This is a genomic window from Streptomyces sp. NPDC055013 (genome assembly GCF_053608645.1).
In genome coordinates, this window is sequence record NZ_JBSGVW010000001.1 from 563,825 (window position 1) to 580,458 (window position 16,634).

The following is a 16,634-nucleotide window of genomic DNA, read 5'->3' on the forward strand; positions in this document are numbered from 1 at the left end:
GGTGCCTGACTGCGGTGGCGTGGAAAGGGGCGTGGGACACGAACACCGTATGCCGCCCGACCGACAAGATCGAGTGGGACGCGGCGGTCCGGGGCCTGTCGAGGAGTGCAGTGCCGGTTGAGCGGCCCCGGTGAGCCGGAACTGGAGCTCAGCCCCGACGCACTCGCAGCCCCTCCGTCACCAGGTCGAGCCCGAACTCGAAGTGGGGTGTGAAGTCGGTGCTGGTGAGGGTGGGCAGGGTGGCGCTGAGATGCGGGTACGAGCCTGCTGTCACCGCGGCGTGCAGGACTTCCGGAGCTGCCGGAGCCCCGCTCTGCGGCTGGGCGGCCGCCTGTTCCTCCAGGGTGTGTCCCACGGTGAAGTTGACCACCGCGAACAGAGCCCGGGCGGCCTCTTCGTCGGGGAATCCCGCATCGCGCAGAACTCCGACGAGGCGGTCGGCGAAGCGCAGGGTGTTCGCCCCGGTGGAGTGCGTGCCGGCGAAGACGCGCGCGCCGTCGCGATGGGCGAGCAGTGCCGCGCGCATAGCGTGGGCGAGGGCGGCCAGCTGCTCGCTCCAGTCGCCGTCAGTCGCCTCCCCGCCTGATTCCGCCAAGCCCGCCAGCATCCTCTCCGCCATCGCCGTCAGCAGGTCCTGCTTGGTCGCGAAGTAGCGGTACAGCGCACCGGCCTGGACGCCCATCGCATCGGCGAGCCGCCGCATGGTCAGTGCTTCGAGGCCGGATTGATCCAGCAGGTCAAGTGCCGTTTCGACGGTGCGCACAGGGTCGAGTCGCGCGGGCCGACCTCGAGCGGGGGTTGACGTGGAACTCATGGCCCTCACTATAGTGAACGGCGTTCACGTGAACACTGTTCACTAAATGGGAGGCGCGATTCTGATGGACGTCGATGCGATCGTCGTGGGTGCCGGCCCGACCGGGCTCATGCTCGCCTGTGAGTTGGCGCTGGCAGGCGTACGCACCCGGATCCTGGAGCGCCGCACCGAAGCGCAGCGCGACTCGCGGGCACTGAGCCTGCACCCACGCAGCGTGGAGCTGATGGACCAGCGGGGGCTGCTCGACCGGTTCCTCCGGCTCGGCCGGACCGTGCCGGGCTGGCACTTCGCAGGGCTGCCCACACACCTGGACTTCAGCCGCCTGGACTCCCGGCACGGCTACACGCTCTTCCTGGCCCAGGCCCGTACCGAGGCCCTCCTCCAGGAGCGGGCGCGCGAGCTGGGTGTGGAGATCAGCCGGGGATACGAGACCGTCGGCGTGCGTCAGGACGGCACCGGGGTCGCGGTGGAGGTGCGCGGCCCCGGGGACCGTACCGAGACACTGCGTGCGCGGTACGCGGTCGGCTGCGACGGCGGACGCAGCGTCGTTCGACAGGCCGCGGGGATCGGCTTCCCGGGCACGGACGAGACCCTGACCGGAGTGCTCGGGGACTTCGCCGTCATGGACCCGCAGCCGGGCGCGCTCGACGACGCGCGGGCCCGTGGGCTGATCATCGCGCCGCTCGAAGAAGGGCTGACCCGGATCGTCTGCCTGGACCCGGAGCGGATGCGCGTGCCGTCCCTGGAACCGGTGACGCTCGACGAGTTCCGTACGTCCCTCATCCGTATCGTCGGCTCCGACTGCGGCATCGCCGAGCCCCGCTGGCTGTCGCGCTTCGGCAACGCGACCCGGCTCGCGGCGAACTACCGCTCCGGGCGCGTCCTGCTGGCGGGCGACGCCGCCCACATCCACTTCCCGGCGGCCGGGCAAGGGCTCAACACCGGGCTCCAGGACGCCATGAACCTGGGCTGGAAGCTGGCGGCCGTCATCAACAACTGGGCGCCGCCCGGGCTGCTCGACAGCTACGACGCGGAGCGTCGGCCGGTCGGACAGGCGGTCACGGAGAACACCGAGGTCCAGACCCTGCTCGTGGAGCTGACGCTCGTCCCGCGATACGAGCGGCCGGGCGCCGCGCTGCGCGGGTTGCTCGACCAGCTGCTGGGCATGCCGGAGGTCAACCGACGGCTCGCCGACCGGATTTCGGCCCTCGGCACCGTCTATCCGCCGACGGCCCCGGACGCCGATCCACTGGTGGGGCGGCGCATGCCCGACATCGGCCTCAAGTCCGTGGAATCGGCGGCGACACGGGTGTACGAGCTGCTCCACCGGGGCCGCTTCGTTCTGCTCTCGCCGGCCGGGGACCAGGACTCGAAGGCTGCCGTCGACTCCGGGTACGGCGACCGGGTCACGGCCGTGAGTGTCGACACGTACGACGAGCATGCGGAGCTGGACGGCGTGCGCGAGGTCCTCGTCCGACCCGACGGGCACGTGGCCTGGGCCACCCGGACCTGGGATGCCGACGTGCGTGGTGATCAGCGGGCGCGCGCGTTGACCGCCTGGGCCGGTACTCCCGCTTGATGCGCTGCCGGTGGGCGAGGCGATCCCGGCGTCCCCCGTTCGTCAGTCGAGCAGGACGCCGGGGTTGAGGATGTGGTGGGGGTCCAAGGCGTTCTTGGTGGCGCGCAGGGCCAGCGCGAAGGGCTCCGGGCGTTGGAGGTCGTAGCCGGGACGGTGGTCGCGGCCGACGGCGTGGTGGTGGGTGACCGTGGCGCGGTGGCGGTGCAGGAGGTCGGTCACGACGGCCTTGATGTCGTCCCAGACCTCGACCTCGTCGCCGGGACGGCCGGCCACGGCCACGGTGAAGTAGGGGGCCGCGCCGTCGGGGTAGACGTGGGTCAGGCGGCAGTTGATGGTGGCCTCGTGCCCGGTGGCCTTCAACGCGGCGGCACCGACCTCGGTGCGGACTGCCTCGATCAGGGCGGGGATCCTGTCCCACGTGGTGGCGGTCTCGAAGGTCTCGACCACGGCGCCCATGCGGGCCAGCCCGTCGCGCAGATAGGGCATACGCAGGAAGGCGGAACGCCAGGCGTTCACCGGCCCGTCGGCCGGCGTGTCGCCGTGGGCCGTCGGTGCCTCGCCGCGACCGCCGTGGGCGCGCGCCAGGTCCAGGGCGGTCGCGAGGCGATCGTCGACCTGGGCGGTGGCGGACTCGAAGCCCAGGACCAGGACGGCGGAACCGTCGTGCGAGGCGCCGGACAGCGCGGCCTCGCCCGGGTCGAGCAGGCGACAGTTGGCCGGGAAGAGGTCGGACCGGGCGATCACGCGCACCGCGTCCAGCGCGCGTTGGAAGTCGGCGAAGGCCACCGACGCCGAGGCCTTGAACCGGGGGCGTTCCTGGAGCCGCATCCACGCCTCGGTGATGATGCCGAGCGTGCCCTCGGACCCGAGGAACAGCCGGTCGGGCGACGGTCCGGCGCCGGACGCGGGCAGCCGCCAGGACGTGCCCGCTCCCGCGGGTGTGATCACGCGCAGGGACTGTACGAAGTCGTCGATGTGCGTGTGCAGGGTGGCGTAGTGGCCCCCGGCCCGGGTGGCCAGCCAGCCGCCGAGGGTGGAGAACTCGAAGCTCTGCGGGAAGTGGCGCAGAGTGAGGCTGTGGGGCCGCAGCTGTGCCTCCAGGGCGGGACCGAGGGCCCCTGCCTGGATGCGGGCGGCGCGACTGGCGGTGTCGATCTCCAGGACCCGGTCCATCGAGGTCAGGTCCAGCGACAGCACAGCTTGGTGGGCGTCGCCGCGGTACTCCACGCCTCCGACCACCGAGGAGCCGCCGCCGAAGGGGATGACGGCCACGCCGTGCTCGCCGGCCCACTCCAGCAGGTCGGCCACCTCCTGGTCGGCGGTGGGTCGGGCGACAAGGTCGGGGATCCGGCGGGGGTGGCCGCGCAGGGCCCGGATGACGTCGCGGTAGGCCTTGCCCATGGAGTGCGCGGCGCGGGCCTCCGGGTCGTCGGTGACCAGGTGCGCCAGGGCGCCCGGCGGCTTCACGCCCGGGCGGTCGATGGCGAGGTCGGCGACCCGGGGTACCGGCAGCGGGCGAGCCAGTGTGCCCGGCAGCAGGGCGCCCAGGGCGGCGCATTCGGCGTCGTCCGGGTGGGCGTCGGTGTAGCCCCAGCCCCACCAGGAGCGGAGCCGGGAGGCGCCGGGGTCGATCGGGTGGATCGCGGACTCGGGCATGGCGGCGCTCCCAGCGGACTCGAATTTACCCAACGGTAAATTACCGTAGGGTAAATTGGGGTGCATGACAAGACTGGGCTCCAGGGCCGGTACCAAGGGCGTGCCACGGGCCGCGCGCGAACAGCAGGTCCTGGCCGCGGCGACGGAGGAGTTCGGTCGGCACGGCTACGAAGCCACGACCGTGGCGGCCGTCGCCGCGCGCGTGGGCGTCACCAAGCCGCTGGTGCACCAGTACTTCGGCAGCAAGCAGGATCTCTACCTCGCCTGCCTGACCCCGATCGGCGACCGGCTGCTCGAAGCGATCCGCGCCGCGATGGCTGCGGGCGACAAGGGTGGGCCGCCCACGCCCCTGCGTGTGCTGCAAGGCCTGTTCACGGCTCTGGACGGGCAGCGCGAGGCGTGGTTCGTCCTGTACGACGCGTCACTGCCGCCTGACAGCGACGCCGCCGAGCGCGCGGCGTACTACCGCGGTGCCATCGACGACCTGGCGGCGATCGGCACCGCCGATCTCGTGTACGCGGACGGGGCCGGCGATCCGCTCGACGCCGACGCGCTCAAGCATGCCTGGCGGGGCCTTTGCACCGCCCTGGTCCGCTGGTGGATCCAACACCCCGACCAGTCGCCCGAGGCCATGGCGCAACGGTGTGCGCGGCTCTTTGCCGTCGGACGTGGCGTCCTGGGCGCGGGGGGCGACAGCGGATCGTCCTCGTCACCGGGCGCACCTGACTCGTAGTGCGCGCACTCGGGCTCCGGGACCGTGCGGCGGTGCGGCGGGCATGGCCCGATCGGGTGGTGCCCGCCGCTGTCGCCGCTGCTCAGAAGTCCGTGGGCAGCCCGCTTGCCTCGGCAATGCCCCGCAGCTCTTCTGTCTCCCTGTGTCGTTCCCTGATGTAGTCGGCGATCTCGCTGAGGCGGGCGGGGTCGGCCGCGGTGGTCGCGTCCGTGACGATGCGGACCGGGCCGGTGTCGTCGACGTCGATCTCGACGACTTCGTTGTCCATACGACCGGTGACGGCGGTGGCGATGACCAGCGCGGCCTCGTCGCGCACCTCCTGGGGCAGCTCGTCGCCGCCCCCGGAGTCGAGCGCGACGTCGAGGCCGGAGAGGCGCTCCTCGGCGATCGCCTGGAGGACCGGTTCCACCAGGCGCCGCAGAAGACGGTAGTCCTCCGTGTCCATCCGGATGCGCAGGAGGTCCAGGTACGCGTCCACGGGCCGGCCGTCGTCATTCGGAATCTCGGAATCGCTCATCTGCTTCGTGTTTCCAGCACGACGCCGCTCACACACGTTGCCAGCGAGCCATGGCGAACGAGAACACACCGAACAGCACCAGACCGGTCGCGACGCAGGCCAGCAGCCAGGGGCCGAGCGGAGTGTCGGCGAAGGTACGCAGAGTGTCGTCCAGCCCCTTGGCCTGGTCGGGCTCGTAGTCGATCGCCGCTCGGACGGCGAAGACTCCCGCCACGGCGAACACCAGCCCGCGCGCCACACCACCCACCACACCGGTGACGTCCACCAGCTGCCGTGCCCGGCGGCTCAGCTGCCCGAGCTTGAGCTTGTCGTGGTACTTGCGCAGGACGGCCCGTACGGCGATCCAGCCGCCGGCCGCGACGACGCCGATGCCGGCCGCCGCGACCAGCCACTGACCGGCGGGAATCTCGAGTGCCCTGGCGGTGGCGTCCCGTGACTGCTGGTCGCTGGATCCGCCGCCGCTCTGATTCCGGGTCGCCGCGAAGGACAGCACCGAGTAGGCGACGAAGACGTAGAAGGCGAAGCGGACGGTCGCCAGCGCTCGCTTGCGCGCGCTACGGCCGTCCTTCCCGATGGAGCCGAACAACGCCTCGGACAGCCGCCACAGGGCCATCCCGACGAGGCCGATGCCCAGCGCCCACAGCAGCACCGCACCGAAGGGCTGGTGCGACAGTTCCTCCAACGCCCCGCCGCGGTCGGCCTGTTCGCCGGTGTTGCCGAAGGCGATCTGCAGCGCCAGCGCACCGACGAGCAGGTAGATCACTCCCCGGGCGGCGAGACCCGCCCGCGCCGCTCCCTCGGTGACCGAACCTCGCGCGGCCCGCTCCGCCCGAAACCGTCCTGTCCGTGCCAACGCACTCGTGTCCATGGAGACCTCCCGGCAGACCGAATGCCCCGGCAAGGCCGTCACACACGCTGCCATGCCGCCGGCCAGGGGAATTTCCCGTCGGTCAGGGCCGCTGCGGTGACGACGCCGGTGTCCTGGGGCAGGTGTTTCCCATGGGCGCGTACGTGGAAGCCAACGGAACCACGATCTGGACCGAGAGCCGTGGCCAAGGGCCCGGCGTCCTGCTGATCGCAGGACTGAGCGATCCCGCCGAGGCGTGGCAGGCGCAGCTCGACGGGCTGTCGGACCGGTACCAGGTCATCGCCTTCGACAACCGGGGGGCGGGGCGGACGCCGCTGCCCGACGGGCCCATGTCCGTGGCGATGATGGCCGACGACGCCGCGGACCTGCTCCGTGCGTTCCAGGTCGACCTGGCGCATGTCGTCAGCTTCTCGGGCGGCAGTGCGATCGCACAGGAGCTGGCGCTCCGTCACCCGGAAGCTGTCCGCAGCCTCGTCCTCACGAGTACGTGGGCACGAGCGGATGCCTACTTCACCGGCATGACCCGCTTCTGGCAGTGGCTGGCGACCCAGGCGCCGGACGAGCGCGCCATGCTGGAGGCGTTCTATCTATGGATCTACACGCCCCGCGCCCACGCCGACGGCACGGTCGAGCGGTTCATCGAGGAGACGCTCGCCTTCCCGTACGCGCAGTCCGCCGAGGCCTTCCAGCGTCAACTGGAGGCCTTCACGCCCCACGACACCCTCGACCGGCTGCCCGGCATCACGGCACCGACCCTCGTCATCGCCGGCGAGCTGGACATCACCACGCCTCCGCGGTTCGGGCGGATCGTGGCCGACGCCATCCCGGGTGCCCGCTTCGAGATCCTGGCGGGGGAGGCCCATCAGCCCTTCCAGGAGTCCCCGGACGCGTTCAACGCACGGGTCGGTGACTTCTGGCGCGAGGTCGAGGGCGGGATCTGATCCTGCCGGACTCGACCGACGACAGCTGACTCGGGCTGAAGAGGAACTTCAAGGTCCACACGTACGGGCCCCGTGCGACATGGGCGGCGATCTGCTCGACTTCGCCGCGGCCCGCACCCTGCAGGACCCCGCCCTCGACGAGCCGCGATCCCGCGCTGTCCTGCTCACAGCGGCGGAGTGCGCGCTGGGGGAGCTGACGTTGGGCTGCTTCCCTGACGGCGACTTCGAGATTGCCCTCCCCTTCGTCGACGTGACGCTCAGCAACGAGGACATCTGGTACCGGGAGCGCAGCCAGCCCGACGTCCCGGCGACCACGGCCCGGACCTGGGTCCAGGCATTCGCCATGTGCGTTGTCAGCGGCTTGATATGGCAGCGGAGCGCGTGATCGGCCCGCTGCTGCACGAGGACTTCGCGCCCGCCATCCGTGACGGAATCCCGTACTCGGAGCGGGAGTCGGTATCGGCGCCCAGCGACCTCGCCGAGATGGACGCGCTGTGCGCCTGCCTGGTCGTCGTGCGGGGGCCGGTGCCCGGGGCGCTGCCCGGCCGGGTCCCGCTGGACAAGCCGGACGCCGAGGCACGTGCGCGGGCAGCCGGGCAACTCGCCGGGAGCGGGACGCTGACGCCGGATCAGCGCCTGCTGCGCGTTCTGCTCGATGACGACCAGGTCAACTTCGAACGCGCCCTGGAAGAGCGGCTTGTGGCGCACCACGAGAACACCGGAAGCGACCCGGCACCACGGAGCCTGCTGCCGGTGGGTGCCATAGCGCCGGCCGCGCTCGCCTCCCTCGCGCACGGCCGGCAGTTGGGCGTACGGTCCGGTTACCCGCCGCATCCCTGACATGTGCCCCGCAGCAGTAGCCGTCCGTCGGTAGCGTGTCGGTTCGTGATGGTGGGAACGGATGACACCCGGCTGGTCGTCCTGCGCGGCAACAGCGCCTCCGGAAAGTCGTCCGTCGCGGCCGGCCTGCGCGAGCGGTTCGGCCGCAATCTGGCCCTGGTCGGCCAGGACAACCTGCGCCGCATCGTGCTGCGCGAGCGCGACCGGCCCGGCGCAGCCAACATCGGGTTGATCGACATGACGGCCCGTTACGCACTGTCCGCGGGGTTCCACACGGTCGTCGAGGGCATCCTGTACGCCGACCGGTACGGCTCGATGCTCGAGGACCTGGTCCACGACCACCGCGGCACCACGCGCTGCTACTACCTGGACGTGCCGCTGCAGGAGACCCTCGCACGGCATGCGACGAAGCCCGACCCGGCCATGCTGGCCGAGGTCACCGACCAGCACCTGCGCGACTGGTACCGCGAACGGGACCTGCTGCCCGACCGGATCGAGACCGTCATCGACGCCGGGAGCTCCTTGCACGCCACCGTGGACCGCATCATGCGCGAGACGGGCCTGGACCGGGTGCCGGCGATCGACCGCTGAGGAGGAGCCGACGTGGTGGACGAGGTCACCTCGTCAGCCACGCACGGATCGCCGCTGCCGTGCTGCCGGCATCGCGGTTCAGCACGGAGAAGTGGTCGCCGGGCAGGTCCGCGCTGTCGTGGGGCAGCGGCCAGCGCGGCTGCCAGTCACCGTCGGGCGCCGTCTGCCGCATGTGCGGCGTGGGCCGGCCGCGGAGCAACAGGGCCGGGACCGCGGACGGTTCGGGCTGCCAGTTCTCGAGCACGCGCGCATACCCGCCCCCGGTGATCAGCAACGAGTCGTCCAACTCGTCGACCACGTCGTCCGGCAGAGCGGCGCCGGCGGCCATCAGGGCCAGCCCGCGAGGGTCGTCGCGGCGCAGCACTCCGGCATGGGAGTCGATCAAAATCACGCCGGCCGGAGGGTGCCCCACGCGGGCGAGATGACGGGCCACGGCGTGCGCGATCGCGCCGCCGGCGCAGTAGCCGACGATGACCGGTGCCCGGTCCGTGGGCAGAGCGCGCACGGTCTCGGCGTGCGTCCGCACCAGGGTGGCCACGCCGTCGGGGACGGCACGCCGCGTTCCGAATCCAGGATGCTCCAGCAGGAACAGGTCGCGTTCGCCGTCGAACTGCTCGGCCAGAGTCGCCGGTTCGCGGTAGAGCGGTGAGAGGTAGTCCGGGATGTACGCCAGCGGAGTGCCGTCGCCGTGGGCGAGCCGGACCGGCGGGACCGCATGCTCGGTGCGTTCCCCGTCGGAGAAGGCCGGCAGGGCGTAGGACGCGAGATGGCGCAGCGCCATCGCCTCCGACGGCCCCTGTTCGCGCAGCACTCGGTGGTAAAGGGTGCTGAACCGGAAGGGGGAGGAGGACGAGGACTGGGGGTCGGGGGTGTCCCGTCCGTTCAGTGCTTCCGCACTACTGCCCGCCGTGGCGGCTGCGGGAGTCGGTGTTCCGGCTCCGTCCTGCGGCAGCGCGCCCCCTTCGATCAGAGCGGCATGGACGTGCGCCGCCAACTCCGGCAGCGTGGGGAACTCCATCACGACGGTCGGAGCCAGTCGCACGCGCGTGAACGCGCTGAGGCGGTTGCGGAGCTGTACGGCGGTCAGGGAGTCGAAGCCGAGCTCGGTGAAGGCTCGCTCGGCGGGGAGTGCGGCCGGGTCGGCGAAGCCCAGGACCGCGGCGACCTCGACGCGGATCAGCTCTGCCAGCACCGTCTCGCGTTCGGGCACGGCGACGGTGGCGAGCCGCTCGTGCCACGCGCCGGGCGCCTGCGCAGTGGACCTGACGATCTCCTCAGCCCCAGCAGTCCCAGGGGGCGGTACGTCAGTGACGTACTCTTCGGACCGAGCCGCACGCTGCGCCACCAGGTCCGCGAGGACGGACGGCGCGCCCGGGCCGCCCGCAGCGTCGAGGTCCAACGGGATCGGCACCAGTACCGGTTCCGCAAGGCGCATGGCCGTGTCGAGGAGACGCACGCCCTCTCCTTCCGTGACGGACAGGACGCCGCCCTCACCGAGACGTGCGGGCGCGACGCGGGCCGCCATCCCTTCCTCGTCCGCGGTGGCCCACGGACCCCAGGCCAGGGCCTGGGCGGGCAGCTTGTGGGCCACGCGGTGCCGGGCGAGCGCGTCGAGGAAGCCGTTCGCAGCGGCGTAGTTCGACTGGCCCGGCCGACCCAGGACTCCGGCCGCCGAGGAGTACAGCACGAACGCGGACAGGCCGAGGTCCTTCGTCGCCTCGTGCAGATGCCAGGCACCGTCCGCCTTCGGCGCGAGGACCGTGGCGAGCCGGTCGGGGGTCATGGCGTCCACCACGCCGTCGTCCACCACCCCGGCAAGGTGGAAGACGGCCGTCGGCACCGGTCGGCAGGACGCGACCAGGGCGTCGACGGCAGCACGGTCGCTCACGTCGCACGCCACCACGCGCACCTTCGCGGGCAGGCCGCCCGCCCAGTCCGGGACGCGGCCGCCGCGGCCGGTCAACAGCAGGTGCCGTACGCCGCGTTGGGCGACCAGATACCGGGCGAGGCTCTCTCCGAGCGCGCCCGTGCCACCGGTGATCAGCACCGTCCCCTCGGGGTCCAGCGCCGGTGGCTCGGCGGTGGGCGGATCCGTGAGGACCAGCCGGGGCACCAGGACGAGACCGTCACGGAGGCAGAGCTGCGGCTCGCCGGAGCGCAGCGCTGTCTCCAGGTCTCCCGGTGCTCCCGCCAAGTCCCCTGGTGAGGCCGGGACTCCACCCCGGTCGACCAGCACGATCCGGTCCGGGTGCTCGGACTGGGCACTGCGCACCAGCCCTGCGACCGCGGCCTCGGCGAGGTCCGGGTCGTCGCCGGTGGCGTTGTGGGTGAGGACCACCAGACGGCCCGGCCGCGCATCCGAGGTCCATTCGCGTACGGCCTCCAGCACGGCGGTGAGGAGCTCGCGGACGCGTTCGGGCGGCGTGACGTCCTCGGGCAGGGCCGCGGCGAGTTGGGCCACGTCCAGCAACTCGTGCTCCGGGCTCGCGTCGTGGACCGGCGCCGCGGGCCGCCAGGTGAGGCGGTATGTCTCGGCACGTGCCGTGGCCGCCGTCGGGATCGCGCGGGTGACCATGGACTCCACGGCGGCCAGCGGCCGGCCTGCGGGGTCGGTGAGGGTGACCCGGAACTCTTCCTCGCCGAGGCGCCGTACGACGGCCCGCGCCGCCGAGGCGCCGGTGGCGTACACCGTCAGGCCCGTGCAGGCGAGCGGGGCCCGCGGCTCACGCGGTCGCTCACTCGGCTCCTCGGCCAGCAGCGCGGCGTGCAGCGCCGCGTCGAACAGGGCGGGGTGCAGGGTGTACGAGTCCGCCGTCGCCGCTTCCCCGGGCGACAGCGCCAGTTCGGCGAAGACTTCGTCGTCCCGGCGCCACAGCGCGCTCACCGCCCGGAAGGCGGGCCCGTAGTGATGGCCGGACGCCGCGAGGCGCGGATAGTCGACGGGTATCCGCTCGGCGCCCGCGGGCGGCCACGCCCCGCTCGGATCGGTGGGTGGATCCTGGGCCGGGGCAGCCGTCGCGGTGGCATGCCGGGTCCACGGCCCCGTGGCGCCGACCGCGCGGGCCCAGACCGTGACCGGCCGCCCGCCCGCTGCGTTCGGTGCCCCGGCGACCACCTGCACCTGCATTCCGTCAGTCGGGGACAGCACGAGCGGCTCGTGGAAGGCGAGTTCGGCCAGCCGGACGGCGCCGGGGGCGCCGGTGGCTCGGCAGGCCAGTTCGGCGAAGAGGGTGGCGGGCACCACCACCCGGTCGCCGATCGCGTGATCGGCCAGCCAGGGGTGGTCCGTGGTGGACAGTACGGCTGTGTGCCGGATCCCGGGCCCATCGGCATCGTGCTGCGGCTGCCCCATCAGGGGGTGGCCGGACGGGGTGCGGTGCCGCACGGCGTTCAGCCAATAGCGCTGCCGCTGGAAGGGATAGGTGGGCAGCGGACGCCGACGGGCACCGCTGCCCGCGTACACCTGCCGCCAGTCCACCGGCACCCCGTGCACATGCAGCGCGGCCAGCGCATCCAGTGCCGTACGCGGATCGGGGCACGACGTGAACACCGCGTCCGCGTCCGGCGCGACACAGCCCTCGGCCGCCACCGCGAGCGAGGCGGAGGGCGCGGCCTCGACGAACGCCGTCACGCCGTCGTCGGCCGACCACCGCACAGCGTCGGCGAACCGAACCGTCTCACGTGCCTGCCGTACCCAGTGCTCGGCGTCGGCGAGTGCGTCCTGCTCCGGACGGCCGGTCAGCGTGGACACCACCGGGACGGTCGGCCGGTGGTAGGTCACCGTCTCGGCGACCGCCCGGTACTCGGCCAGCATCGGGTCCAGCAGCGGTGAGTGGAAGGCGTGGCTGACCCGTAGCCGGCGGGACGGGCGTCCGATGGTGGCGGCGAGCGCCGTCACGGCGTCCTCGTCGCCGGACAGCACGACCGACGTCGGTCCGTTGACCGCCGCGACCGCCACCCGGCCGGAGCCCTCGCCGAGATGGCGCGTCACCTCGGCCAACGGCGCCCGCACCGCGATCATCGCGCCGCCGGTGGGCAGGGCCGCCATCAACCGGCCGCGGGCGGCGACCAGCCGGACCGCGTCGGCGCGGGAGAACACACCGGCGATGTGGGCGGCGGCCAGCTCACCGATCGAGTGACCGACCAGGTGGTCCGGCCGTACCCCCCAGTCGGCGAGCAGCGTGTGCAGGGCGATCGCGAAGGCGAACAGCGCGGGCTGCGCGTAGTCGGTGCGGTTCAGCAGGCCGTCATCGGGGGAATCGACGACTTCCAGCAGCGGCCGGTCGAGCCACGGCGTGAACTCCTCGCACCACTCGGTGAACGCCGCGTCGAAGACCGGGAAGGCGGCGCGCAGTTCGCGGCCCATACCGGACCGTTGGGCGCCCTGGCCCGCGCAGAGCAGCGCCACCTTCGGACGGGTACGTGCGGCGCCCCGCAGCAGCGCCGGTGTGTCGGCACCGTCGGCCAGGTCGCGCAGCCCGGCGAGCAGCGCCTCGGCATCGGGGGCCAGCACGGCGGCCCTGCGGGTCAGCGGTGCCCTGGTGGTGGCCAGGGAGTACGCGACGTCCAGCGCTGCCGACCCGTCCGTCACGTCGGCCAGCGCGGCGGCGAGCTTCGCGGCGTGGGCGCGCAGGCCGGCCTCGTCGCCGCCGCCGATCAGCCAGGGCGTGATCGGCAGTCGGGTTGCCGGAATGGTCGGGGTCGGGGTCGGGAGGACGTCGCCACCGGGTGCCCGCTCCGACTCGGCGCGCGGCTCCGTGCCTGCTCCGTCCCTGAGCCCGGCGCCTGATGCCGTACCGGGGCCGGCTGTTTCCGCGTCCGACGACGCACTGGAGCCGACGCCAACTTCCGTGCCCCATCCCACACCGGAACCGGCGTCCGCTTCGGCATCGGACCTTAACCCGGCGCCTCCCGCAGCACCGCCGGAATCGGCCGCCCCCGGTTCCTCGATGATCACGTGAGCGTTCGTACCGCCGATACCGAACGACGAGACAGCCGCACGCCGCGGCCGGTCCCCGGGCGGCCACGCTCGCGGCCGGTCGAGCAGCCGCACCGCGCCTGCGGACCAGTCGACGTGCGGGGATGGCTGGTCCGCGTACAGCGAGGCGGGCAGTTCGCCGTGACGCATCGCCTCGATCATCTTGATCACGCCCGCCACACCTGCCGCGGCCTGGGTGTGCCCGAGGTTCGACTTGACCGAGCCCAACCACACCGGGTCGCCCGGGGCGCGGTCCTGACCGTAGGTGGCCAACAGGGCGCCCGCCTCGATCGGGTCACCGAGCGCGGTCCCCGTGCCGTGTCCCTCCACCGCGTCCACGTCCGCCGCCCGCAGCCCCGCGTCGGCCAGGGTCAGCCGGATCAGTTCCCGCTGTGCTTCGCCGTTGGGGGCGGTCAGGCCGTTGGACGCACCGTCGGAATTCACGGCGGACCCGCGCAGCACGGCCAGCACCGGATGGCCGTTGCGCCGGGCGTCCGACAGCTTCTCCAGCAGCACCAGACCGACGCCCTCGCCCCAGGCGGTGCCGTCCGCGCCCGCGGCGAACGGCCGGCAACGGCCGTCCGGCGACAGGGCGCGCTGGCGGCTGAACGCGACGAACGGCTGCGGGCTCGACAGCACCGTCACACCGCCGGCCAGCGCGAGTGTGCACTCCCCGGCGCGCAGCGACTTGGCGGCCAGGTCCAGCGCGACCAGCGAGGACGAGCAGGCCGTGTCCAGGGTCATGACCGGGCCGCGCAGCCCCAGGACGTAGGCGATACGGCCGGAGGCGACACTGCCCGACGACCCGATGCCGATGTGCGACTCCAACTCGTGCGGCGCGATGCCGTGGCCGTAGCCGACGTGCATCAGTCCGACGAACACGCCCGTGTCGGTGCCGCGCATCTCCGGCGCGGGGATGCCGGCGCGTTCCAGCGTCTCCCACGCGACCTCCAGCAGCAGGCGGTGCTGGGGATCGGTGGCCATAGCCTCGCGCGGCGACATACCGAAGAACAGCGGGTCGAAGTCCGCCACGTTGTCGAGGAAGCCGCCGCGGCGGGTGTACGTGGTGCCGATCCGGTCGGGGTCGGGATGGTGCAGGGAGTCGATGTCCCAGCCCCGGTCGGTCGGGAACTCACCCGTGGCGTCCACTCCGTCGGCCGCCAGGCGCCAGAGGTCCTCGGGCGACTCCACGCCGCCCGGGTATCGGCAGCCGAGGGCCACGATCGCCACCGGCTCGGCATGCGGACCGCGCTGCGGAACCGCGGGCGTGCGCGTCGTCGGGTACGTGGTCCCGGGCGCGGCAGTCCCGTGCAGACAGGCGTCCAGATAGGCGGCGACCGCGGCGGGGTCGGAGTGGTCCCAGACCAGCGTCGCCGGCAGGCGCAGTCCCGTGCGCAGGCTGAGCCGGTGCCACAGGGACATCGCGTCCATGGAGGTCAGGCCGAGATCGGCGAACGCGGTGCCGGGATCGGCGGCCGACCCGCGGATGGCAGACGCCTCCGCACACACCAGGTCGGTCAGCGCGGCCCGCCGCTCGCCGGGCGTGCGATCGGCCGCCAGTCCGAGCGTCGGCTCGGCCGTCCGCTCGGCGAGGGCCTCGCGCAGCAGTGCCCGGCGTGGCTTGCCCGCAGCGGTGCGCGGAACGGCCGGCGTGAACAGGACCTCGTCCGGGACCTTGTGCGCGGAGAGCACCGCGGCGCAGGCCCGCAGCAGGCCTGCCGTGTCGAGGGTGGACCGTGCGGGAACCACGAACGCCACCGGAACCTCGCCGAGCAGCGGATGCGCCCGCGCCACCACGGCCGCGTCCCGCACCCCGGGCAGGCCGCGCAGCACCTGCTCGACCTCGGCAGGGTCGACGTTCTCGCCGCCGCGCACGATCCGGTCGCTGACCCGGCCGGTGACGGTCAGGCTGCCGTCCTCGTCGAGCCGGCCCAGGTCACCTGTCCGGTACCAGCCGTCGCGCACGGCAGCGGCGGTCTCCTCGGGCCGGTTGTGGTAGCCGAGCATGACGCCGGGGCCCCGGACCCAGATCTCGCCCTCCGCGCCGCCGGTGACCGCCCGTCCGCTCTCGGGATCGACCAGCCGCACGTCCGTACCGGGCAACGGCGGCCCGCTGCTACCGCGTACGGACGTCCCGTCGGGCAGCTCCACGGCGATCTTGCCGCAGGTCTCGGTGCTGCCGTAGCCGTCGAGGAGCGGGGCACCGAACCGCGTCCCGACCTGCTCCCGCAGATCCGGCTCGCTGGGCGCGCCGGCGGTGACGCAGAACCGCAGCGAGGGCACCTCCCCGAGACCGGCATCGAGTAGCTGGCGGTACGTGAGGGGGACTCCACCGAGGACGGTCGGCGCGTACTTCTCGACCAGCCGGACCAGTTCGCCCGGCTCCGGTGCCGTGGTGATCCGCGCGCTCGCGCCGGCCACGGTGGTGCCCAGTACGCAAAGCGAGTGGGCGTAGGTGTGCGACAGCGGCAACGGCCACAGCACCCGGTCCGTCGCCGACAGCCCGAGCCGGGGGACGTAACAGGCGACGGAGGACCACAGTGCCGAGCGCTGGCTGGACACCGCGGCCCGGGGCGTGCCGCTGGTGCCGGATGTGTAGAACAGCCACGCCGGCTCGTCCAGACCGAGATCGTCAGGGGGCGGGGCCGAGGCTTCGGCGACGAGGTCCTCGAACCGCGAGGCACCGTCCGGCGCCGGGCCTTCGCCGGTCACCACCAGCTGCAGCGCCCGACCTGCCGTCAGGCGGGCGATCCGCGGCAGATTCCGCCGGTCGGTGACCAGCGCGGTCGGATCACAGTCGGCCAGCAACGCCGCGAGCTCAGCGTCGGTGGCGCGGGAACTCAACGGCACACCGACCGCCGCGGCCCGCACGGTGGCGAGGAGGCCCTCGACCACCTCCACGCAGTTGTCCAGACAGAACGCCACCCTGGCACCCCGGCCGACCGCCAGCCGCACGGCCAACCGAGCGGTCCGACACTCCAGTTCGGCCCAGCTCACCGCGCGCCGGTCGTCGGCGAACGCGACCTTGTCGCCATGGCGTAAGGAGTTCCCGACGAGCAGCTCCGGGACAGACCGCACCTCGAACACGTCCGCCACACCCACCAGGCATCCCCCTCG

11 protein-coding genes are annotated in these 16,634 nt (G+C 72.8%); 6 read left to right on the forward strand and 5 right to left on the reverse strand.

The annotated features are described in order from the left end of the window. Positions 1 to 148: 148 nt before the first annotated feature. Complete coding sequence (locus tag ACWGDB_RS02450) at positions 149 to 814, reverse strand: TetR/AcrR family transcriptional regulator (RefSeq protein ID WP_453820680.1); 666 nt, start codon at positions 812 to 814, stop codon at positions 149 to 151. A gap of 64 nt (positions 815 to 878) precedes the next feature. Here ACWGDB_RS02450 and ACWGDB_RS02455 point away from each other — a divergent pair, with 64 nt between their 5' ends. After that, positions 879 to 2,393 (forward strand): monooxygenase, encoded by a 1,515-nt coding sequence (locus tag ACWGDB_RS02455; protein ID WP_453820756.1) that lies wholly within the window; start codon positions 879 to 881, stop codon positions 2,391 to 2,393. 42 nt (positions 2,394 to 2,435) lie between these two features. Here ACWGDB_RS02455 and ACWGDB_RS02460 read toward each other — a convergent pair whose 3' ends face one another. Further along, the gene (locus ACWGDB_RS02460) at positions 2,436 to 4,049 is read right to left on the reverse strand and encodes an FAD-binding oxidoreductase (RefSeq protein WP_453820681.1); all 1,614 of its coding nucleotides are present in this window, start codon (positions 4,047 to 4,049) and stop codon (positions 2,436 to 2,438) included. A gap of 64 nt (positions 4,050 to 4,113) precedes the next feature. Between ACWGDB_RS02460 and ACWGDB_RS02465 the strand changes: the two genes are divergently transcribed. Beyond that, complete coding sequence (locus tag ACWGDB_RS02465) at positions 4,114 to 4,782, forward strand: TetR/AcrR family transcriptional regulator (protein WP_453820682.1); 669 nt, start codon at positions 4,114 to 4,116, stop codon at positions 4,780 to 4,782. A gap of 82 nt (positions 4,783 to 4,864) precedes the next feature. Here the strand turns inward: ACWGDB_RS02465 and ACWGDB_RS02470 are convergent, their stop codons facing one another. After that, positions 4,865 to 5,299: a hypothetical protein gene (locus ACWGDB_RS02470; RefSeq protein ID WP_453820683.1), complete on the reverse strand. Its 435-nt coding sequence runs from the start codon at positions 5,297 to 5,299 to the stop codon at positions 4,865 to 4,867. A gap of 28 nt (positions 5,300 to 5,327) precedes the next feature. Then, positions 5,328 to 6,167, reverse strand: coding sequence for a DUF1206 domain-containing protein (locus ACWGDB_RS02475; protein WP_453820684.1), 840 nt, complete (start codon positions 6,165 to 6,167; stop codon positions 5,328 to 5,330). A 131-nt stretch (positions 6,168 to 6,298) separates the two neighbouring features. On the opposite strand from ACWGDB_RS02475, the gene ACWGDB_RS02480 reads away from it, so the two are divergent. The 4 genes from ACWGDB_RS02480 (at position 6,299) to ACWGDB_RS02495 (ending at position 8,539) form a co-directional block, all read left to right on the forward strand. Further along, on the forward strand, positions 6,299 to 7,108 hold the full coding sequence (locus ACWGDB_RS02480; RefSeq protein WP_453820685.1) for an alpha/beta fold hydrolase: 810 nt from the start codon (positions 6,299 to 6,301) through the stop codon (positions 7,106 to 7,108). A 79-nt stretch (positions 7,109 to 7,187) separates the two neighbouring features. Continuing rightward, positions 7,188 to 7,493 (forward strand): hypothetical protein, encoded by a 306-nt coding sequence (locus ACWGDB_RS02485; protein ID WP_453820686.1) that lies wholly within the window; start codon positions 7,188 to 7,190, stop codon positions 7,491 to 7,493. Further along, positions 7,475 to 7,948: an Imm49 family immunity protein gene (locus ACWGDB_RS02490; protein ID WP_453820687.1), complete on the forward strand. Its 474-nt coding sequence runs from the start codon at positions 7,475 to 7,477 to the stop codon at positions 7,946 to 7,948. The genes ACWGDB_RS02485 and ACWGDB_RS02490 overlap by 19 nt, the downstream gene beginning before the upstream one ends. Before the next feature lie 48 nt (positions 7,949 to 7,996). Continuing rightward, on the forward strand, positions 7,997 to 8,539 hold the full coding sequence (locus ACWGDB_RS02495) for an AAA family ATPase (RefSeq protein WP_453820757.1): 543 nt from the start codon (positions 7,997 to 7,999) through the stop codon (positions 8,537 to 8,539). Between the two features lie 25 nt (positions 8,540 to 8,564). Here the strand turns inward: ACWGDB_RS02495 and ACWGDB_RS02500 are convergent, their stop codons facing one another. Further along, positions 8,565 to 16,619, reverse strand: coding sequence for an SDR family NAD(P)-dependent oxidoreductase (locus tag ACWGDB_RS02500; protein ID WP_453820688.1), 8,055 nt, complete (start codon positions 16,617 to 16,619; stop codon positions 8,565 to 8,567). Between the last annotated feature and the right edge of the window lie 15 nt (positions 16,620 to 16,634).